The 19,147-nt window shown below is 57.0% G+C and carries 18 protein-coding genes; 11 read left to right on the top strand and 7 right to left on the bottom strand.

The window, feature by feature from the left end:
- Window positions 1-2 precede the first annotated feature (2 nt).
- From ACQCLF_RS01920 to ACQCLF_RS01870, 11 genes are all read left to right on the top strand, one after another.
- Window positions 3-1,223 (top strand): argininosuccinate synthase, encoded by a 1,221-nt coding sequence (locus ACQCLF_RS01920; protein ID WP_426984594.1) that lies wholly within the window; start codon window positions 3-5, stop codon window positions 1,221-1,223.
- Window positions 1,224-1,527: 304 nt separating this feature from the next.
- Entirely contained in the window at window positions 1,528-2,979 is a 1,452-nt protein-coding gene (gene ccoN, locus ACQCLF_RS01915) for a cytochrome-c oxidase, cbb3-type subunit I (protein WP_426984592.1), read from the top strand.
- 13 nt (window positions 2,980-2,992) lie between these two features.
- The gene (gene ccoO / locus ACQCLF_RS01910) at window positions 2,993-3,604 is read left to right on the top strand and encodes a cytochrome-c oxidase, cbb3-type subunit II (protein ID WP_426984591.1); all 612 of its coding nucleotides are present in this window, start codon (window positions 2,993-2,995) and stop codon (window positions 3,602-3,604) included.
- A 5-nt stretch (window positions 3,605-3,609) separates the two neighbouring features.
- A complete protein-coding gene (locus ACQCLF_RS01905) occupies window positions 3,610-3,840 on the top strand; it encodes a cbb3-type cytochrome oxidase subunit 3 (protein WP_426984590.1) in 231 nt (76 codons plus the stop codon).
- Window positions 3,841-3,842: 2 nt separating this feature from the next.
- Window positions 3,843-4,748: a cytochrome-c oxidase, cbb3-type subunit III gene (gene ccoP / locus ACQCLF_RS01900; RefSeq protein ID WP_426984589.1), complete on the top strand. Its 906-nt coding sequence runs from the start codon at window positions 3,843-3,845 to the stop codon at window positions 4,746-4,748.
- Window positions 4,735-6,150, top strand: a complete 1,416-nt coding sequence (gene ccoG / locus ACQCLF_RS01895) for a cytochrome c oxidase accessory protein CcoG (RefSeq protein ID WP_426984587.1) — start codon at window positions 4,735-4,737, stop codon at window positions 6,148-6,150. The genes ccoP and ccoG overlap by 14 nt, the downstream gene beginning before the upstream one ends.
- Before the next feature lie 30 nt (window positions 6,151-6,180).
- Window positions 6,181-6,717 (top strand): FixH family protein, encoded by a 537-nt coding sequence (locus tag ACQCLF_RS01890; protein ID WP_426984585.1) that lies wholly within the window; start codon window positions 6,181-6,183, stop codon window positions 6,715-6,717.
- Between the two features lie 20 nt (window positions 6,718-6,737).
- A complete protein-coding gene (locus ACQCLF_RS01885) occupies window positions 6,738-9,146 on the top strand; it encodes a heavy metal translocating P-type ATPase (protein ID WP_426984584.1) in 2,409 nt (802 codons plus the stop codon).
- A gap of 68 nt (window positions 9,147-9,214) precedes the next feature.
- The gene (gene ccoS / locus ACQCLF_RS01880) at window positions 9,215-9,403 is read left to right on the top strand and encodes a cbb3-type cytochrome oxidase assembly protein CcoS (RefSeq protein WP_426984582.1); all 189 of its coding nucleotides are present in this window, start codon (window positions 9,215-9,217) and stop codon (window positions 9,401-9,403) included.
- Window positions 9,396-10,130 (top strand): sulfite exporter TauE/SafE family protein, encoded by a 735-nt coding sequence (locus ACQCLF_RS01875; RefSeq protein ID WP_426984581.1) that lies wholly within the window; start codon window positions 9,396-9,398, stop codon window positions 10,128-10,130. Before ccoS ends, ACQCLF_RS01875 begins: the two co-directional genes overlap by 8 nt.
- Window positions 10,131-10,306: 176 nt before the next feature.
- A complete protein-coding gene (locus ACQCLF_RS01870) occupies window positions 10,307-12,016 on the top strand; it encodes a hypothetical protein (protein ID WP_426984580.1) in 1,710 nt (569 codons plus the stop codon).
- 135 nt (window positions 12,017-12,151) lie between these two features.
- Here the strand turns inward: ACQCLF_RS01870 and ACQCLF_RS01865 are convergent, their stop codons facing one another.
- The 7 genes from ACQCLF_RS01865 to rsxA all read right to left on the bottom strand — a co-directional run bounded on the left by ACQCLF_RS01865 (window position 12,152) and on the right by rsxA (window position 19,058).
- Entirely contained in the window at window positions 12,152-12,985 is an 834-nt protein-coding gene (locus ACQCLF_RS01865) for a mechanosensitive ion channel family protein (protein WP_426984579.1), read from the bottom strand.
- A gap of 90 nt (window positions 12,986-13,075) precedes the next feature.
- Window positions 13,076-13,795 carry an electron transport complex subunit E gene (locus ACQCLF_RS01860; RefSeq protein WP_426984578.1) on the bottom strand — a complete coding sequence of 240 codons (720 nt, stop codon included), beginning with the start codon at window positions 13,793-13,795 and terminating at the stop codon, window positions 13,076-13,078.
- The gene (gene rsxG, locus ACQCLF_RS01855; protein WP_426984577.1) at window positions 13,792-14,472 is read right to left on the bottom strand and encodes an electron transport complex subunit RsxG; all 681 of its coding nucleotides are present in this window, start codon (window positions 14,470-14,472) and stop codon (window positions 13,792-13,794) included. Before rsxG ends, ACQCLF_RS01860 begins: the two co-directional genes overlap by 4 nt.
- Window positions 14,472-15,524 (bottom strand): electron transport complex subunit RsxD, encoded by a 1,053-nt coding sequence (gene rsxD, locus ACQCLF_RS01850; protein ID WP_426984575.1) that lies wholly within the window; start codon window positions 15,522-15,524, stop codon window positions 14,472-14,474. Before rsxD ends, rsxG begins: the two co-directional genes overlap by 1 nt.
- Before the next feature lie 3 nt (window positions 15,525-15,527).
- Window positions 15,528-17,831, bottom strand: a complete 2,304-nt coding sequence (rsxC, locus tag ACQCLF_RS01845; protein ID WP_426984573.1) for an electron transport complex subunit RsxC — start codon at window positions 17,829-17,831, stop codon at window positions 15,528-15,530.
- The gene (rsxB, locus tag ACQCLF_RS01840) at window positions 17,831-18,448 is read right to left on the bottom strand and encodes an electron transport complex subunit RsxB (protein WP_426984571.1); all 618 of its coding nucleotides are present in this window, start codon (window positions 18,446-18,448) and stop codon (window positions 17,831-17,833) included. The genes rsxC and rsxB overlap by 1 nt, the downstream gene beginning before the upstream one ends.
- 34 nt (window positions 18,449-18,482) lie before the next feature.
- Window positions 18,483-19,058: an electron transport complex subunit RsxA gene (rsxA, locus tag ACQCLF_RS01835; RefSeq protein ID WP_426984570.1), complete on the bottom strand. Its 576-nt coding sequence runs from the start codon at window positions 19,056-19,058 to the stop codon at window positions 18,483-18,485.
- Between the last annotated feature and the right edge of the window lie 89 nt (window positions 19,059-19,147).

Raw genomic sequence — 19,147 nt, 5'->3', positions numbered from 1 at the left:
CTATGTCATCCATCAAGAAGGTCGTACTGGCTTATTCCGGCGGTCTGGATACGTCGGTTATTGTGAAGTGGTTGCAGGAAACCTATCAGTGCGAAGTGGTGACGTTCACCGCCGATATCGGCCAGGGTGAAGAGGTGGAGCCTGCGCGTACCAAGGCGCAGGCTCTGGGTGTACAGGAAATTTACATCGACGACCTGCGCGAAGAATACGTGCGCGACTTTGTATTCCCTATGTTCCGCGCCAACGCCATCTATGAAGGCGAATATTTGCTGGGCACATCCATTGCCCGTCCGCTGATTTCCAAGCGCCTGATCGAGATTGCCAACGAAACCGGCGCCGACGCCATCGCCCATGGTGCCACCGGTAAAGGTAACGATCAGGTGCGTTTTGAGTTGGGCGCCTACGCGCTGAAACCGGGCGTAAAGGTGATTGCGCCCTGGCGTGAGTGGGACCTGACCTCGCGTGATAAGTTGATGGCTTACTGTGAAGAGCACAGCATTCCGGTCGACTTCTCCAAAGGCAAGAAAAAGTCTCCGTACTCCATGGATGCCAACCTGCTTCACATCTCTTATGAAGGCGGTATTCTCGAAGATCCCTGGGCCGAAGCCGAAGAGGACATGTGGCGCTGGAGTGTTTCTCCCGAGGCCGCACCGGATGAGCCCACCTACATCACCCTGACTTACGAGAAAGGCGATATCGTCGCCATCGACGGGGAAGCCATGTCTCCCGCCACGGTTCTGGAACACCTGAACAAGGTGGCCGGTGCCAACGGCATTGGCCGGCTGGATATCGTGGAAAACCGCTATGTTGGCATGAAATCCCGCGGTTGCTATGAAACGCCTGGCGGCACCGTCATGATTAAGGCGCACCGGGCCATAGAGTCCATCACGCTGGATCGTGAAGTGGCTCACCTGAAAGACGAACTGATGCCGAAATACGCCGAGTTGATTTACAACGGTTACTGGTGGAGCCCGGAGCGCAAAATGCTGCAGACGGCCATCGACCAATCCCAGGAACACGTCAACGGCGATGTACGGCTGAAATTGTACAAAGGCGGAGTACACGTGGTTGGGCGCCGCTCGAACGAAAGCCTGTTCGATGAAAAAGTGGCCACGTTCGAGGACGATGCCGGTGCTTACGATCAAAAAGATGCCGAAGGCTTTATCAAGCTCAACGCCTTGCGTATGAGGATCGCGGCCAATAAAGGGCGTCAACTTCGCTGATACGAAGGCCTCCTTGGGGGCCGTGGGCTATGCTTCTGGAGGGGATGGAATCCCCTTGGGGTCGGAAGCAAGGTTCAGGAAAGCCCCGCTCGCCGGGGTTACCCACCGATTCTAATAACAACTCCAGTAATGCGCCAATAATTGAAGCCTTTTGACAAAAGTCAAAAAGCCATGGTGCACTTTGGGCGACAATGCCCGCGCGTGGTTTGCTGCGGGTTTGGCTGTGCCTGGAACTTGTATGGGGTCCTGGGCACCCAGACCATTGGGCGGATAATGATTTGACCTGCAAAAACGGGAAAGACCTATGAGTAGTAATCTGACTGCGGCCGGAGATCATCCGGTATACGACTACAAGGTCGTGCGTCAGCTCGCCATCATGACGATCGTATGGGGGATCGCCGGGATGGCTGTTGGCGTGCTGATCGCTGCCCAACTGGTGTGGCCGGCGTTGAATGATATTTTTCAGCCCTACACCCATTTCGGCCGACTGCGGCCACTGCATACCAACTTGGTGATTTTCGCCTTTGGTGGCAGTGCCCTGATCGGTACTTCCTATTATGTGGTTCAGCGAACCTGCCAGACAACATTGTTCGGCGGCAAGCTGGTGCCGTTTACATTCTGGGGGTGGCAGGCTGTCATCGTCCTTGCCATTATCACCCTGCCGATGGGGCTCACCTCCACCAAGGAGTACGCTGAACTCGAGTGGCCCATCGACATCCTGATTGCCGTGGTGTGGATCAGCTACGCCATCGTGTTTTTTGGCACGGTGGCTAAACGCAAGACCTCCCACATTTACGTGGCCAACTGGTTCTACGGCGGGTTTATCCTGACCATTGCCGTACTGCACGTAGTAAACAGTGCCGCAGTGCCCGTAGCGTGGTTCAAATCCTATTCCGCGTACGCGGGTGCGGCTGATGCCATGGTTCAATGGTGGTATGGCCACAACGCGGTGGGCTTCCTGCTGACCGCAGGCTTCCTTGGGATGATGTACTACTTCGTCCCCAAACAGGCCAACCGTCCGGTCTATTCTTACCAGCTGTCCATCGTGCATTTCTGGGCACTGATTTCCGTGTACATCTGGGCCGGTGCGCACCACCTGCACTATTCGGCGCTGCCGGACTGGGCTCAAAGTCTCGGCATGGTAATGTCGCTTATTCTGCTGGCACCGAGCTGGGGCGGGATGATTAACGGTATCATGACACTCTCTGGTGCCTGGCATAAATTGCGCACTGACCCGACGTTGCGCTTCCTGGTGGTATCGCTGTCCTTCTATGGCATGTCTACGTTTGAGGGGCCGATGATGTCCATCAAAACGGTGAATGCCCTGTCGCACAACACCGACTGGACCATTGGCCATGTGCACTCCGGCGCGCTGGGCTGGGTGGCCATGATCACCATCGGAGCCACCTATCACCTGCTGCCGATCCTGTTCGGCAAAAAGGAAATGTACAGTGTGAAGTGGATCAATATTCATTTCTGGCTGGCCACCATCGGCACGGTGCTTTATATCGCTTCCATGTGGGTCAACGGCATCATGCAAGGGTTGATGTGGCGCGCATTCAATGCCGATGGCACATTGACCTACAGTTTTGTGGAAAGCGTGGTCGCCAGTTATCCGGGCTACTTCGTGCGCTTCCTGGGTGGGGCGGTGTTCCTGTCCGGCATGATTTTGATGGCCTTTAATACCTGGCGCACCGCCAGTACGCCGGCGCCGGAGCAAAGCGCCGACTCCGACACTCAGGCTCAAGCGGTATAGAGAGGACGACGCCATGAAATACCACGATATCGTCGAGAAAAACCTGGGTTTAATGACCGTCCTGATTGTGATCGCTATCAGCTTTGGTGGCCTGGTGCAGATCGTGCCGCAGTTTTTCCTGAAGGAAACCACGGAGCCGGTAGCGGGCTTGAAGCCGCTGAGTCCGGTGCAGCTGGAAGGGCGCGACATCTATATTCGTGAAGGTTGCCACGTTTGCCACACGCAAATGGTGAGACCGTTGCGCGCCGAGGTGGAACGCTATGGACATTATTCTGTGGCCGGAGAAAGCGTGTACGAGCACCCCTTCCTGTGGGGCTCAAAACGAACCGGGCCGGATCTGGCACGGGTGGGTGGTCGTTATTCGGACGATTGGCACAAAGCTCACCTCTACAATCCGCGCACCGTAGTGCCAGAGTCCAACATGCCGGCTTTCCCGTGGCTGTACGACAATGTGTTGGACGGTAAACACACCGAATCCAAAATGCGTGGCCTTCGGCGCGTCGGTGTGCCCTACACCGATGAAGATATTGAAGGGGCTGGCGAGGAGGTGCGAGGTACCACTGAAATGGATGCCCTGGTGGCCTACCTCCAACAGCTGGGAACACTGCTGACCGAGAAACGGTGACGCGAATGGATCAGGGTACTTTGGGTGCAATAGCAACCGTGCTGGTCGCGGTCGCGTTTGCTGGGGTTTGCTGGTGGGCGTTTTCTCCACGACGCAAAAAGCGTTTTGATGAAGCGGCCAACCTGCCCTTTGCGGATGACGATGACAGTGACCTGAAAGAGGAGTCGCCCAACTCCGGGGAACAGAACAACCAGGCGGATCATCACGCCGGTGATGAGACTGACAGGCGGAATTGATTATGAGTACTTTTTGGAGTCTTTGGATTATTGTCCTGACCCTCACCAACCTCGCTCTGGTGTTGTGGGTGCTGTTGGCAAACCGTAAAGTCGCGGCACGTGATGATGAGGACCCGGAAAACCGGACCACGGGCCATGTGTACGACGGTATCGAAGAGTATGACAACCCACTGCCGCGCTGGTGGTTCAAGTTGTTTATCGCAACTTTTATTTTTGCCGGTGTGTACTTGTTGCTGTATCCGGGGCTCGGAAGTTATCCGGGGCTGCTCGGCTGGACCCAAGAGGGCGAATTGCGAGGTCATCAGCAACAGGCTCAGGCACGGTTTTCTGATCAGTTTGGCCGTTACGCCGACACACCGATTGAAGAACTGGCCCGCGACCCCGATGCGATGAAAATGGGGTTGCGTTTGTTTGCCAATAACTGTGCTGTTTGCCATGGCTCTGATGGTGGCGGTAACTGGGGCTTCCCGAACTTGACCGACGATTCCTGGCATTGGGGTGGGGCGCCGGAACAGATTAAGGAAACCATTACCAATGGCCGCAAGGCCGCCATGCCCGCCTGGAGCGCCAGCCTGGGAGAGCAGGGCATTGCGGAAGTCACGGAGTATGTGCTGGGTTTAAACGATCGTGAGCACGATCAGGAAATGGCATCGGCCGGACAGCAGCACTTCCAGCGTAACTGTGTGGCTTGTCATGGGGCGGATGCAACGGGTAACCCGATGCTGGGCGCTCCTGACCTGACCGATGGCGTATGGTTGTATGGTGGCGAACCCGCCGAAATCCGTCAAACGCTCCGCGTGGGCCGCAACGGGGAAATGCCCGCGCAGGAAGAGTTGTTGAAGGCCGACCGGATTCATATCCTGGCCGCTTATGTTTACAGTCTCTCTATGAACTATGACGAAGAGTAATCAGCCGGACGAGGAACGCGATACAGGGATACGCTATGTAAATCTCTACGAAGCGGATAACAAAGTGTATATGCGGCGCGTTAAAGGCTTCTATCAGAGGCTGCGCCGCTACACGGGTATCCCGCTGCTGGCGGCATTTGCCTTGATGCCCTGGCTGGTTATTGATGGCCGCCCCGCCATGCTGTTCGACCTCTCCGAGAGGCGCTTTCACATCCTGTGGCTCAGCTTTGGGCCTCAGGATGGCATGTTTCTCGCCTGGCTTTTGATCATCGCCGCCTTTTTATTGTTTACCGTAACCGTTCTGGTGGGCCGGGTGTGGTGTGGCTTCACCTGCCCGCAAACGGTATGGACTCAGATGTTCGTCTGGGCGGAGTTTCAATGCGAGGGTGATCGGAATAAACGTATCAAGCTCGATGCTCAGCCCTGGGGACCGGAGAAAATCGTTCGCAAGGGAACCAAGCACTTTCTCTGGTTGTTGATAGCAGCGCTGACGGCGATCACGTTTGTCGGCTATTTTTATCCGGTCCGGGAGCTCATTGTCGCGCTCGTCACGCTGGATATTCATCCGGCCGCAGCCTTCTGGGTCTTCTTTTTCACCGCAGCCACTTACATGAATGCGGGGTTTATGCGGGAGCAGGTGTGTAAATACATGTGTCCCTATGCGCGTTTCCAGTCAGTGATGTATGACAAGGATACGCTCACCGTCTTTTACAATTATCGTCGCGGGGAGCCGCGCGGCCCTCGTAAACCCAACGAAGACGTTCAGGAAAAGGGGCTGGGAGACTGTATCGATTGTTCCTGGTGTGTGCAGGTGTGTCCGGTCGATATCGATATCCGCGATGGCCTGCAACCCGATTGTATCGATTGTGGTTTGTGTGTGGATGCGTGCAATACAGTGATGGATCGCATGAACTATCCGCGGGGGCTGATCAGCTTTACGACGGAAGATGCGATCGAGAAGGGTAAAACACAGGTGTTTCGCCCACGTCTGCTGGCTTACGGCGCGGTGCTGTTAGTGATGATTGGCGTCTTTGCCTATGCGTTAACCACTCGCCAGCCCGTCGGGCTGGATGTATTGCGCGACCGAGGTACGAGGATGTACCGCATCAGCGGGCCGGAAGTGGAAAATGTGTACACACTGAAAATCAACAACAAGGATCGCGAAACGCACATATACGATGTGACGGTCAGCGGCGACTATCCCTTCGAGCTTGAGGGGTATCGACCGCTGCCGGTAGAAGAAGGGGAAATTTTGACAATCCCCGTACGCGTTGCGGTTCCCCGGAGCGATCTGGACACGGTCAAAGCGGCGATTACCCTGCGGGTTCAGGCTCGTGAAAAGCCCGAAATATTCACTGAACACAGCACCACTTTCATCGGCCCGACCCTGCGTGGCCAGTAATACAGCGCCGACTCTACAGCGAGGCTGCCCATGACTGATTCATCCCACGACATTGCGCCCTGGTACCGTCAACCCTGGTTCTGGTTTGTGATGTCTCCCCTGATTGTGGTCGTCATCGTTTCGCTCAGCTTTGTGACGGTGTCCATATTCCTCGCCGATGATCGCGTGGTGGATAATTACTACAAGCAGGGGCGCACCATCAATCAAAGCTTTGAGCAGGAAGCCCGCGCCCGGGCTCTTGGCCTGAGCGCCGATTTACGGTTTGATCAAGTATCGGGTGAAGTACTGTTGTCTCTCAGCGGAGAGGGCACTTTGCCAACGCGGCTCTACCTGAATATCGACCATCCGGTAAGCGCCGAGCAGGATCAGCACTTGATTTTGCAACGAGTGAGTGAAGGAGAGTACCGGGGCGATCTTGAAATGCCGTTAACCCACCGGCGGTACTTAACGCTGCTGCCTGAACATGATGTGGAGCAACTGCGCTCGGCAGAGTGGCTGCTGAGGGGTGAAATTCAGCTCGATCATAATAATCAAATCACACTCGTGCCCACGAACCGGGGCGACTGACGCGGTTTCAGGTGATCGACATGACTGAGAACGCCTGTTATCACTGCGGTCTGCCAGTGCCTTCGGGTACATACTTTACAGTGAACATCGATGGTGCCGAACGCGAGATGTGCTGCCCAGGTTGCCAGGCGGTGGCCGTGGCCATTGTCGATGGCGGACTCGAGCGTTTCTACCGCTATCGCACCGAAGCCAGCGAGCGCCCGGATGAAGCCGAAATGGCGGGCGCCGAGTGGCAGATGTATGACCTTCCGGATATTCAGGCGGACTTTGTTTCTCAAGGCGAGGGCAATGTACGACGCGCTCATCTTTTGCTAGAAGGAATCACCTGTGCCGCCTGTAGCTGGTTAATTGAAGAACACATGAAGCGTTACCCCGCCGTGCAAGGGTTGTCGGTGGACGTCACCACACACCGTTGCACCCTCACCTGGGACGAAGAAGCACAACCGTTGAGTGAATTGCTGGCGGGTCTGGCTCGAGTGGGGTATCGCCCTCGTCCCGCTACCGATGAGGAGCGTCGTGCGTTTGCCCAGCAAGAAAATCGCAGCGCGTTGCTGCGTTTGGGGGTAGCGGGTTTCGGTATGATGCAGGCCAGTATGGTGGCGGTAGGTATGTACTCCGGCGCCGTGGACGAGTGGAAGCTGTTCCTCCGCTGGCTGAGTTTTTTAGTGGCGACGCCCGTCGTGCTGTTCAGTGCATTTCCGTTTTTCCAGGGCGCCTGGCGGAGCCTCAAGGCGCGCCAGCTGATTATGGACGTGCCCGTCGCTTTGGCGATCGGACTGGCTTATCTGGCCAGTGCGTGGGCGACCGTAACGGGCCGGGGCGATGTTTACTTTGAGTCCATCGCCATGTTCACCTTTTTCCTGTTGGTCGGTCGTTATCTGGAAATGCGGACCCGGCACCGCAACCGGCTGGCCTACGGTAATCTCGCGCAATTAATGCCACTGAGTGCCACACGATTGAGTGACGAAGGGGCAGAACGAGTACCTGTCAAAACGCTGAAGGAAGGGGACCGGGTACGGGTGCGAAGCGGCGAAACCTTCCCTTGTGACGGCACCATTGTTTCCGGTCGCAGCGAGGTGGTTGAAGCATTATTGACCGGCGAATCCCGTCCGGTGCCCCGTGGCCCTGGCGATCCGGTGGTCGGTGGAACCCTTAACGGAGAGAGCGATCTCGAGGTATCTGTAACCGCTACGGGAGCGCAAACTCAGTTGTCCGCGATTGAGCGGCTGGTGGCTCAGGCGGAAACGGAAAAGCCTCACCAGGTGGCGTTGGCGGATAAAGTAGCGCGCTATTTCGTCGGTGCGGTGCTGATTATTTTTATGGGGGTGTGGGGCGGTTGGCAGTGGATTGACCCGGAGCGGGCTTTTTGGGTGGCCCTGTCTGTCCTGGTGGTAACCTGCCCCTGTGCCCTGGCACTCGCCATGCCGACCGCACTGACTGCCGCGACGGCTAATCTGAGACGACAGGGATTTCTTGTGGCCCGGGGCCATGTGCTGGAGGCGCTGTCGAGTGTTGATCGTGTCTTTTTGGACAAAACCGGGACCTTAACGCTCGGTCAGTTCTCAGTGACCGCTACCACTCCCTTGGTCACTTGTCGGGATGACGAATGGTTATTGAGCGTGGCGGGGGCTCTGGAGGCGCCGGCCCGGCATCCGTTAGCTGCGGCCTTTCGACCCTGGGCGAATCGATTTAAGGCCACGGATACCCAACAGTACACCAGCGCGGGGGTCGAGGGTGTGATTGACGGGGTACGCTACCGCCTGGGGCACCCGGATTTTGCCGTAGAGGGGCTCTCCCAGAAGATCCCACCCCTGCCCGATGGGGAGCAGTTGTGGCTGTTGCTTGCCGATCAAGAGCGGCCTCTGGGGTGGTTCGCGCTGGAAGATGAGGTGCGACCGGGGGCTGTTGAACTGGTGAGCGACTTGCAACGAAAAGGCATCGGTGTCGAAATGCTCAGTGGTGATCACTCCGGGGCCGTAGCGGTGCTGGCCCGGAGGTTGGGAATTACCGATTTCAGCGCCGGTGCCCGGCCGGAAGACAAGTTGCGGCGGTTGCAGGAGGCCCAGGTCAAAGGAGATCGGGTCATGATGGTCGGTGATGGTATTAATGATGTGCCAGTGCTCTCGGCGGCCAATATCTCGGTGGCCATGGCGACGGCGTCGGATCTGGCGCAGACCAGGGCAGATGCCGTCTTGCTCAATGCTAACCTGAACGCCCTGGCTCAAGCATTAAACCTGGGTCGACGGACACGCTCCATTATTCGTCAAAACCTGGGGCTTTCCCTCGGGTACAATCTACTGGCGCTGCCGCTGGCGGCCAGCGGTTTGATTCCGCCCTGGTTAGCCGCGATAGGTATGACGACCAGCTCGTTATTTGTGGTTTTCAATGCCTTAAGACTGCACCGGGTGTCGGCAACACGCTCTATGTAGCAAGTGGCGAGCGTGACATCCGCGGCGGCATTCACCACGCCATTTACCGCTGAACGCGGGAGGTTTTTATGGAAAGCCTGTTTCTTCTGGTGCCTATAGCGCTTATCTTTGTGGCCATTGCCCTGAAAATTTTCTTTTGGGCGATTAAAAGTGGCCAATACGATAATCTCGATACCGAAGCCCATCGTATCCTTTTCGACGACGATGCGCCTGATTCGGAGTGTGCGTCGCGCAACTCGGATAAATCCAGTGACTGAGGTATTGCCCGGATTGCCGGGGGCCTGGCTGGCAGCGTTTACGCTGGGATTGTTCAGTGGCGCTCACTGTATCGGCATGTGTGGCGGCATCGTAGGTGCGCTCTCGGTGGCGATACCCGCAGACCAGCGCGGGGCTCGCCGGTGGGGGCTGCACCTTGGGTACAATGTTGGCCGGATCACCAGCTACAGTGTGATGGGCGTACTCGCCGGCCTGGTGGCGGGAGGCGTGGCGCCTTTGACACCCGTGCTGAGAGTACTGGCCGGGCTGCTGTTAGTAGCGATGGGCCTTTATCTGGCTGGCTGGTGGCGGGGCTTGTTATTGCTTGAACGAGCAGGAGGGCGTCTTTGGCGGCATATTCAACCCCTGGGGCGTCGCTTGATGCCTGTGGCACGGTTACCGCAAGCCGTATTGCTGGGCGCCTTGTGGGGCTGGTTGCCATGCGGCTTGGTGTACACGGCGCTGGCTTATGCTCTGATGCAAGGCGATGCGCTCGTTAGCGGCGGTGTTATGCTCGCTTTTGGACTGGGCACTCTCCCCTCGCTGCTGGCGGCGGGCCTGATGGCCGGGAAATTGACACAACTATTACAGCAACGGGCTCTGCGGACTGTGCTGGCGGTGTTAATCATGGTGTTCGGTGCCTGGACGCTTTGGCCGGTTGTTGTGAGTGGGCACCATCATGAGCCGTCGGAGGACGGTGAGATGGCACCCATGCAACACCACCACTGAAACGTGGTCCCAGCAGGTAAGAATTAACGCCGTTCTCCGGTGACGGAATGGATAATTAAGGTTTATGATAGTGATCAGCCATGATAGCGCTGAATGGGAGTGTAGGTGAGTGTCAATGATGATTTCGCTACAGTGATAATAACCGGTCGGTCAATTAAAAGATTTCGAGCGTCCTCATGACAGTGAAGTCGTTGTGGGTGGGTAGTGCGTTACTCTGTACGGTGCTCGCAAGTGTGGAAGCGCGCTCGGTGGAAATCGAGACACTCACGGATGAAGATGGCGAGAGCTGCGAGCGTTATCAATACTCCTTTCGAGATGTGGCGGAGCAGCGCCGTAGTCCTGAGGTCCGCCAAGCGTTATTGGAGAGCCGCGGGAAAACCATTCGTGAAATTCGTTTCGTCAGTCGCTCAATTTTCGATGAGTCCGATCCCGCAGAGAATAACTGGCTGTATCGTGGCTTCAACCGATTCCATATCAATACCCATGAGGCGGTTATCGCCGGGCAATTGCTGCTCGAGCCAGGGGATGTCATGCGGCAGCGCCTGGTGGAAGAATCAGAACGCATTTTGCGCAGCCGAAACTATTTGACCAGTGCATTTATCCTTCCCGAAGCCGTGTGTGGCGACACCATCGACCTGTTGGTAGTGACGCGTGATTCCTGGGTGACGGAGCCGGAGATTACGTTCAAGCATGAGGGCGGCGAAACGGAAACCGGTTTCGGTATTAAAGATGGCAACTTCCTCGGTACAGGGGACGCGATCTCCTTGCGCTACGATCAGGATGTGGAGCGCAACAGTCTTGGATACGAGTATAAAACCGACCATTTTATGAAAACCCGTCTTGCCACCCGTCTCTATTATGCGGAGAAGAGTGATGGGCAGGACAAGGCGTTCAGTCTGGAACGTCCTTTCTTTTCACTGGAAACGCCCTGGGCGGCGGGTGGTTTTATTGAGGACGTGTCTGAAATTCGTGTGATAAGAGAGGGTGGGGATATCATTAACGAGTTTCGTCACCGGACTCGGGATAATGAGGTGTATTTCGGGCTGGCTGCGCGTGCGGATGAGCGATTCACCCGACGATGGCGCGTAGGGCTGACTCGGGAAGAAGACGTATTCAGTGCCACTGAAGAAACCGTACTGGGGTATCCCGAAGAGCGCAAAGGCAATTATGCCTGGGTAGGCTTAGAGGTAATTGAAAACCAGTTTGCCACCTACCGCAATCTTAACCAGATTCAGCGCACGGAAGACGTCGCGCTGGGAGTGAACTACCAAATGCGTGTCGGGTACGGTGGCACCGGGCTGGATAATGATCGGGAGCTGTATCGGTATCAGGCTTCCTACAGCAATGTGATTGGGGTGGGGAAACACCATATTTTGCAACTGCACGGCGATCTTGATGGACGACACTATAGTGCTCCCAGTTCCATCGATAGTGGTGTCGCCGGCATTGAAGTCACTTACAACTGGTTTCGGGATGATAAAAACCGCTGGTTTTTTAGAGTACGGTATGATCATGGCGCAAACCTGGAGCAGTTCGAGCAGATAACGCTCGGTGGCGACAACGGTTTGCGAGGCTACCCCGTCGATTACCAGCGTGGTGAGCGTCGTTACGTGTTTAATCTGGAGCGCCGTTACTTTTCTGATTGGCATATTTTCAACGTCGTGCGAATGGGCGCGGTGGCGTTTTTTGATGCAGGCCGAGTGTGGGGTGGTCAGATTGACGGCGAAGAGAACGGCCATCTTTCCAATGTGGGCATCGGGTTGCGGTTCAGTTCCAGTAAAACGAAAGTGGGCAATGTCTTGCATGTTGATTTAGCTACGCCGTTGGCAGAGCGAGGCGGTCTGGATAGTGCTCAAATTCTTATTAAGGCCTCCAGCGCTTTCTAAAACTGAAAGCTTCCGCTGGGCAAACATCACGTTATCAAATTTTACAAAGTGGAATGTTGGGTGTTGAGTAGAGGGGTAGAGGAGCAGAGGAAATAGGTAGGAGGCCGGGCTCCAGAGAGCCCGGCGGCAGGCTGATCAACTTTCCTGCTGAGTGTTTTCCTGATAAATATGAACATCGCGCTGAGGGAATGGAATGGTCATGCCATTGGCTTCCAATTCCAGCTTGATTCTTTCCGTCATATCCCAGAACAGCGGCCAGTAATCCCCGGTATTGGCCCAGGGGCGTACAATCAGGTTGACGCTGCTGTCCGCCAGGGCGCTGACAGCGACTGTGGGGGCGGGATCTTTCAGCACGCGCTCATCCGCTGCCAGCACAGCGTTGATGACGTCTTTTGCCTGTTTGATGTCGTCATCGTAGCTAATGCCAAACACCATATCCACGCGGCGCGTATCACGGGCTGAATAATTGATGATATTGTTGCTGTAAATAGACCCGTTCGGCACGGTGACTTCTTTATTGTCGGGAGTCCGGAGGGTGGTGGAGAAAATGCTGATCTTTTCCACCATGCCTGCCGTGTTGGCCGCTTCTACGTAGTCACCGGCCTTGAAGGGACGCAAAACCAATAGCAGAAATCCGGCCGCAAAGTTCTGAAGGGAGCCTTGTAGGGCCAGACCAATCGCCAGACCGGCCGCACCGAGAACAGCGATCATGGAGGCGGTGTTAACGCCGAGCTTGTCCAGAGCCGCCACGATGACGAAAATCAGTAGCACGACTTTGGCTATCATCTGCACAAATTCCACCAGAATGCTGTCCAGATGCGTTCGTTTCAGTACCCTTCCCAGTACGCCTACCAGAATGCCGATCACTATCCGGCCGACAATGAAAATCAGCAGCGCGGTAATTATGTTGATACACCAGGGTACAACGTAAAGATCGATGAACTGATTGATTTGCTCAGTTTCAAACATAGTTAGGTCCCTCACTGAGGTGGTGGTAAAAAAGGTGATAGCTACCAGTCTAACGGAAATCCCCCGTCTTTGCCGACCGCGTGTGAATACCTATCCAATTTGGCCGGTGGTGCGAACCCTTTTACTACGCTTGGTTGGCTTGGTTTCGAGAGCTTTACGGCGCTTGGCCGCTTTCGCATCGAGCGTGTTCTTCAGCGCGATTAAAAAGCCAGTGACAATAAATGCGCCAGGAGGCAAAACTGCCACAAGGAAGCCGGGATAACTGGAAAACGGTTGCCATACCCAGTTGCGCGCGCCCTCTCCAAACAGCAAGTGCATATCGGCGAACAGGGTACCGCTGCCGAGCAACTCACGAATGGCGCCTACGCTGAGTAGAACCAGGGCGAAACCGGTGCCCATCATAAAACCATCGACCGCCGAGGGAAGTACCGAGTTCTTGCTGGCGAACGCATCGGCCCGACCGAGAATGGCGCAGTTGGTCACGATCAACGGAATAAAAATGCCGAGGATAGTGTACAGCTCGTAGGTGAACGCCCGCATGATCAACTCAATACAGGTGGTCAGTGTCGCGATGATCATGACAAATGCCGGTAGACGCACGGCGTCGCTGACCCCCTTGCGAATCAGAGAAACCACGATGTTTGAGCTGGTGAGCACCATCAATGTGGCCAGCCCGAGCCCCAGCGCATTGACGACAGAACCGGTAACGGCCAGCAGCGGGCACAACCCGAGGAGTTGCACCAGGGCGGGGTTGTTGGTCCAAAGGCCGTTTTTACCGATGGCCTGGTAATTGGCGGTTGCGTCACTCATGGAGAAGGGCCTGCGGTTGGTAAGGGGGGGTTGCCGCTGTCGCCTGTACTACGGTTTTCGCTCGTGAACAGCAATTCGTGGTGCGTACTGGCAAATTCCAGCGCTCTTCGAACCTGATGCACGACGGCTCTCGGGGTGATGGTCGCCCCCGTAAATTGATCAAATACGCCGCCATCTTTGCGCACTTTCCAGTTGTCGCTCGCCGGATTTTCCAGGGAGCGACCGGAAAAGGTCCGTATCCAATCACTTTTCTTCAAGTCAACTTTGTCGCCCAGTCCCGGCGTTTCGTTGTGCGTGAGAACGCGGACGCCGGCAATGGAGCCGTCCCGGTTGACGCCCACAATCATGCGAATATCACCACTGTAGCCATCGGGGGCGATGGTCGGGATGATAGCCGCCGTCACCTGTCCGTCGCGGCGGGCGAGGTGGATGGACTCTGAGTGACGCAGACCGAGCTGCCCCAGGGCGTTTGTTGGTACTGCCACAGTGTCCGAGAGCATATCGTTGTCATGCTGCTCGTCAGGTACGATTTCCAGCAGGGCGGCCGCTGCTGCGGCCCGCTCCGCGTCAGCGATTTTGCCGCGGGTCATTTGATAGGTGCCCGCCAGTACAGCGGCTGTAATGAGAGCGAAGGCACCCAGCAGCAGACTGTTTTTACCGATAGACCAGCCGAACATCAGTGCTCCTCCTTCTCGGTGGCGCGTCGCGATTTGCTATGGCCATACGTGCGGGGCAGAGTGTAGTAATCGATAAACGGTGCGGCAAAGTTGCCCAGTAATACAGCAAAAGCCACGCCGTCCGGATAATTACTCCAGGTGCGCATTACGTAGAGCAGCAGTCCCACCAGAGCCCCATAAATCAAACGGCCCCTTGTACTGACGGCGGAGCTGACCGGATCGGTCACAATAAAGAATGCCCCGAGCATGGTCGCCCCGGAGAACAGGTGAAAAAGCGGTGAACCGCTGCCTTCGGAGCTGCTGTCGTAAAAGAGAGCCGATACGACCACGAGCGTACCGAGCATGGCCACCGGCGCATGCCAGGTGAACACACGCTTGTACAGCAGGAAGGCGCCACCGAGCAGAAAGCCCAGGTTTACCCACTCCCAGCCGGCACCCGCCAAAACGCCGTGGCTCAGCGTCGGGTCGCTGGCGTACAGGTCGTTCATCGTCAGGCCGCTGTTTTGTTTCATGACATCCAGTGGCGTGGCGGCGGTGTAACCGTCCACCGTGGCGCCGGCAAAAATTTGTTGCAGTCCTTCACCGAGCCCCATCAGGCTTTGACCATTGCCAAGGGTCTCGGCGGGGGCTGGCCACTGCGTCATGGCCACCGGAAAGGAGATCAGCAGCACCACATAGGCGACCATGGCCGGGTTGAACGGGTTGTAGCCCATGCCGCCATACAGTTGCTTGGCCAGGATGATGGCGATCGCACTGCCGGTAACGACCAGCCACCAGGGGCAGTAAGCCGGCAGCGCCAGCCCCAGCAGTACACCGGTCACCAAAGCGCTGCAATCACTCAGGTAAAACAGCACGGGCCGCTGACGCAGCTTGATCACCAGAGCCTCGAAGAGCATGGCCGAGAGGCTGGCCAGCGCGACATTAAACAGAGTGCCCCAGCCGAACGCCAGCGTCAGCGCCAACAGGCCGGGCAGGGTGGCGAAGACCACCAGGCGCATAAGCTGGCCGGTGCTGCGGCGGTTGTGTGTGTGTGGAGACGTGACCCTCAACATGGGTTACCGGTCCTCGCTCAACTGTTTCAATTTCTCTTCCAGCTTGCTGACACCGCTGCGGAAGGCTTCCACGTTTTCGTCGTTTTCCGTTTCCGCCCGGGCCAGTCGTTCGCGCGCTTTGTCGAGGCGTGCCGTGACGGAGTCGATCTGAGCCCGAAGCTTATCCTCAGCGCTCATGGTGGCCATGGCCGTCGCCCTGGCTTTGGCTTTTTCGATGGCATTACCGGCCGCGTCGCCCGTGTGGCGTGAAGCGGAGCTGGGCTCGGCCACGGTGCTGGGGGTCAGTTCACTCAGCTCTTTTTGGGCATCGGCGATTTTTTGCTTCAGCTTGTCCGCGCCTTGCTGCAGTGCGTCGGCCTTATCATCGCCGGCCTCCCGAGCCGCTGCGGCTTTTTCCTCCGCTTTTTCCAGGCGCTTGTACAGCGACTCCAGCGTGGAGCGCAGTTTGTTTTCCGGGCTCATCTGCATTTTTGCCTGAGCGCGGGCGATCGCCGCCGATACGGGATCGTCGGCCTTGGGTTCGGTGGCCGCGGAGGGCTGGGATTCCGCGGCGGTGGCATCCTGTTCCAGCTGCTGCCGTTTCTTTTCCGCCTCCTGAAGCTTCAGCTCTGCCTGCTTGATGCGTGCCTTTTGCTTCTCCAGCTGCTCGGCACTCACCTCGCCACCGGGCTCGTTGGGTTCAAGAGGCTGTCGTGCGCGTTCCAGACTGCTTCGGGCTGCCTCCAGGTTTCGTTCCAGCTTGGCACGTTGCGCTTCTGGAGTAGGCTGCCGGGCAGCGGCCTTGGCTTTGGCTGATGCCACCGGGTCGGGCCTGGGCTGATCTCCGGCCGGGGCCTGTTGGTCCAGTTTGCGTTTCGCTTCTTCAGCCGCTTTTTTACGCGCTTCCCGTTTGGCGGCCTTGTCGGCCTCCTCTTTGGCGATTCGCTCCTGGCGGAATTCGAAGCGACGACGCGCACGGTCAGACTTCTCTTTTTCCTGTCGTTGCTGGCGAATGCCCCCTTTCGCCGCCCGGTAATATTGCACCAGCGGGATATGGCTGGGGCACACGTAAGAGCAGGCACCGCACTCAATGCAGTCGAACAAGTTGTGTGCTTCGAGTTTTTCGTAGTCTTCCGACTGGGCGTACCAGAGCAGCTGTTGGGGCAACAGGCTGGCCGGGCAGGCTTCTGCGCAAAGTCCGCAACGGATACAGGCTTGCGCCGGCAGTGGCGGCGGCAGCTCTTTTTTGGTGGGTGCCAGAATGCAATTCGTCGTTTTGATCACAGGCACCGTTGGATCGGGCAGGGCGAAACCCATCATGGGTCCCCCCATCACCAAGCGAGACGCCTTGGCGGCATCGAAGCCGTGCTCCTCCAGCAAAAAGCTGATGGGCGTGCCGAGCAATACCTCTACGTTGCGTTGGGTATCCAGTGCTTCGCCAACCAGGGTGGTGATTCGGGACACCAGTGGTTCGCCATAGCGAACGGCCCGCCAGGCCGCCACCGTGGTGCCGACGTTCTGGCACACCACCCCGATGCTGGCGGGAATCTGGCCGCTGGGCACTTCCTGACCTGTGAGAATCTGGATCAGTTGTTTTTCGCCCCCGGAAGGGTATTTGGTGGGAAACACCACCACGTCGATGCCTTGACCTTCAGCCGCGGATTGCAGCGCGGCGATGGCTTTGGGTTTGTTGTCTTCAATTCCGATCAGTACGCGCTCCGGCTGGTTGAGCAGCCGGGCCAGCAGACGGGTGCCGGCGATCACTTCATCCGCCCGAGTTTGCATCAGGATATCGTCGGCGGTGATGTAAGGCTCGCACTCAGTGCCGTTGATAATCAGCGTATGAATGTTGTGATCCGCACGCGGATTCAGTTTTACCGAGGTCGGGAATCCGGCACCGCCCAAACCGGCCACGCCAGCGCTGCGAATTTTGTCCAGAATCGCGGTTTTGTCCAGCGCCTCGATATCCTCACAGCGCTCCAACGGCACCCATTCATCCTTGCCATCCACGTCAATCACAACAGACAGGGCGCTGTAGCCTGAAGGATGGGGAATAAGGCGCTCTTCAATAGCACGAACCACTCCAGAAGTCGGTGCATGGACGCGAGCACTGAAAATACCGTCGGCGTCAGCGAGTAATTGGCCGCCCAGCACGCGTTCGCCCGGCTCAACGACCGGTTTCGCCCGTTTGCCAATATGCTGGTTCAGGGGCAGTACCAGAGTCGGTGGCAGCGGTGCACGACCAAGTGGCAGCTGCAACGACTGCGCCTTGTTTTCCGGCGGGTGTACGCCGCCGGGTATATCCCATACCTTGATCAAACTACCCATTAGGCTGCTTCACCTGTACTGCGATCGGTGGCGATCAGGTTGACCGCCTGCTGTTCACTGGAGGCGGGTTTATCCCACTTCCACTCGTTCAAACCGGTTTCTACAGGCACCATGTCAATGCAATCGACGGGGCAGGGCTCTACACACAGATCGCACCCGGTGCATTCATCGACCACCACGGTGTGCATTTGCTTGGCGGCGCCGATGATGGCATCCACGGGACAGGCCTGGATGCACTTGGTGCAGCCAATGCATTCGTCCTCGCGAATGTAAGCCACTTTTTTCACGTCGGACTCTTCACCGTGCTCGGCGTCCAGCGTCGGGGCTTCCACATCCAAAAGATCCGCCAGGGCATTGATCGTGGTCTGGCCGCCCGGAGGGCATTTGTTGATGGCGTCGCCGTTGGCAATGGCCTGCGCGTAGGGGCGGCACCCTGGGTAGCCGCATTGGCCGCACTGGGTTTGGGGCAGAAGGTCGTCGATTTGCTGCACAACGGGGTCTTCTTCCAGGCGAAAACGCACGGCCGCATAGCCCAAAATGCCGCCGAACAGGGTGGAGAGCCCCCCCAGGGCGATCAGCGCGGAGGCTATCGGATTTTGTGCAATCAATTCCAACATAAGGCGATTGAATCAGGTTGTGGTGTTAACCGGCCTAGACCAGGCCGCCAAAGCCCATAAAGGCTAACGACATCAGACCGGCGGTAATCATGCCGATGGCGGCGCCCCGAAACGGCGTGGGCACATCTGCCACGGCGAGCCGTTCCCGCATGGCGGAGAACAAAATCAGCACGAGCGAGAAACCGAGTGCTGCCCCAAACCCGAACACGGTGGATTCGAAGAAGCCGTGGTTCTTGGTGGTGTTTTGTAACGCCACGCCCAGCACGGCGCAGTTCGTGGTGATCAGCGGCAGAAAAATCCCCAATACCCGGTACAGCAACGGGCTGGTTTTCTCGATGAACATTTTCGAGAATTGCACCACCACCGCGATGACCAGAATAAACGAAATGGTGCGCATAAAGCCGATGTTCAACGGCTCTAAAACCCAGGTATTGATCAGGTAGCTGCACACCGACGCGAGTGTCAATACAAAGGTGGTGGCCCCAGCCATACCAATAGCGGTTTCCAGTTTGTTGGAAACCCCCATGAACGGGCACAGCCCCAGAAACTGGACCAACACGAAGTTGTTCACCAGAATGGCGCTCAACAAAATAATGGCGAAGTCGGTCATGCCTGAAAATACCTGATACTCGTATCGGTGCCCTCAAAGGGGGGAGGCGCACATTATCGTTAACCGGCTTCGGCGCTTCAATCCAAAAA

It is taken from the genome of Marinimicrobium sp. ARAG 43.8 (assembly GCF_050113635.1).
In the GTDB taxonomy this organism is placed as follows: Bacteria; Pseudomonadota; Gammaproteobacteria; order Pseudomonadales; family Cellvibrionaceae; genus Marinimicrobium.
Note: the sequence above shows the minus strand (reverse complement) of the source record. Positions and strands in the feature narration are given on the sequence as shown.

Bases quoted from the DNA above. Each gene is read 5' to 3' on its own strand.
- ACQCLF_RS01865 (WP_426984579.1), bottom strand. From the start codon at position 12,985: ATGTTTGAAACTGAGCAAATCAATCAGTTCATCGATCTTTACGTTGTA.
- rsxB (WP_426984571.1), bottom strand. From the start codon at position 18,448: ATGTTGGAATTGATTGCACAAAATCCGATAGCCTCCGCGCTGATCGCC.
- rsxC (WP_426984573.1), bottom strand. From the start codon at position 17,831: ATGGGTAGTTTGATCAAGGTATGGGATATACCCGGCGGCGTACACCCG.
- ACQCLF_RS01870 (WP_426984580.1), top strand. From the start codon at position 10,307: ATGACAGTGAAGTCGTTGTGGGTGGGTAGTGCGTTACTCTGTACGGTG.
- ccoN (WP_426984592.1), top strand. From the start codon at position 1,528: ATGAGTAGTAATCTGACTGCGGCCGGAGATCATCCGGTATACGACTAC.
- ccoS (WP_426984582.1), top strand. From the start codon at position 9,215: ATGGAAAGCCTGTTTCTTCTGGTGCCTATAGCGCTTATCTTTGTGGCC.
- rsxA (WP_426984570.1), bottom strand. From the start codon at position 19,058: ATGACCGACTTCGCCATTATTTTGTTGAGCGCCATTCTGGTGAACAAC.
- ccoG (WP_426984587.1), top strand. From the start codon at position 4,735: ATGACGAAGAGTAATCAGCCGGACGAGGAACGCGATACAGGGATACGC.
- ccoO (WP_426984591.1), top strand. From the start codon at position 2,993: ATGAAATACCACGATATCGTCGAGAAAAACCTGGGTTTAATGACCGTC.
- ACQCLF_RS01890 (WP_426984585.1), top strand. From the start codon at position 6,181: ATGACTGATTCATCCCACGACATTGCGCCCTGGTACCGTCAACCCTGG.
- ACQCLF_RS01885 (WP_426984584.1), top strand. From the start codon at position 6,738: ATGACTGAGAACGCCTGTTATCACTGCGGTCTGCCAGTGCCTTCGGGT.
- ACQCLF_RS01860 (WP_426984578.1), bottom strand. From the start codon at position 13,795: ATGAGTGACGCAACCGCCAATTACCAGGCCATCGGTAAAAACGGCCTT.
- rsxD (WP_426984575.1), bottom strand. From the start codon at position 15,524: ATGTTGAGGGTCACGTCTCCACACACACACAACCGCCGCAGCACCGGC.
- ccoP (WP_426984589.1), top strand. From the start codon at position 3,843: ATGAGTACTTTTTGGAGTCTTTGGATTATTGTCCTGACCCTCACCAAC.
- rsxG (WP_426984577.1), bottom strand. From the start codon at position 14,472: ATGTTCGGCTGGTCTATCGGTAAAAACAGTCTGCTGCTGGGTGCCTTC.
- ACQCLF_RS01905 (WP_426984590.1), top strand. From the start codon at position 3,610: ATGGATCAGGGTACTTTGGGTGCAATAGCAACCGTGCTGGTCGCGGTC.
- ACQCLF_RS01920 (WP_426984594.1), top strand. From the start codon at position 3: ATGTCATCCATCAAGAAGGTCGTACTGGCTTATTCCGGCGGTCTGGAT.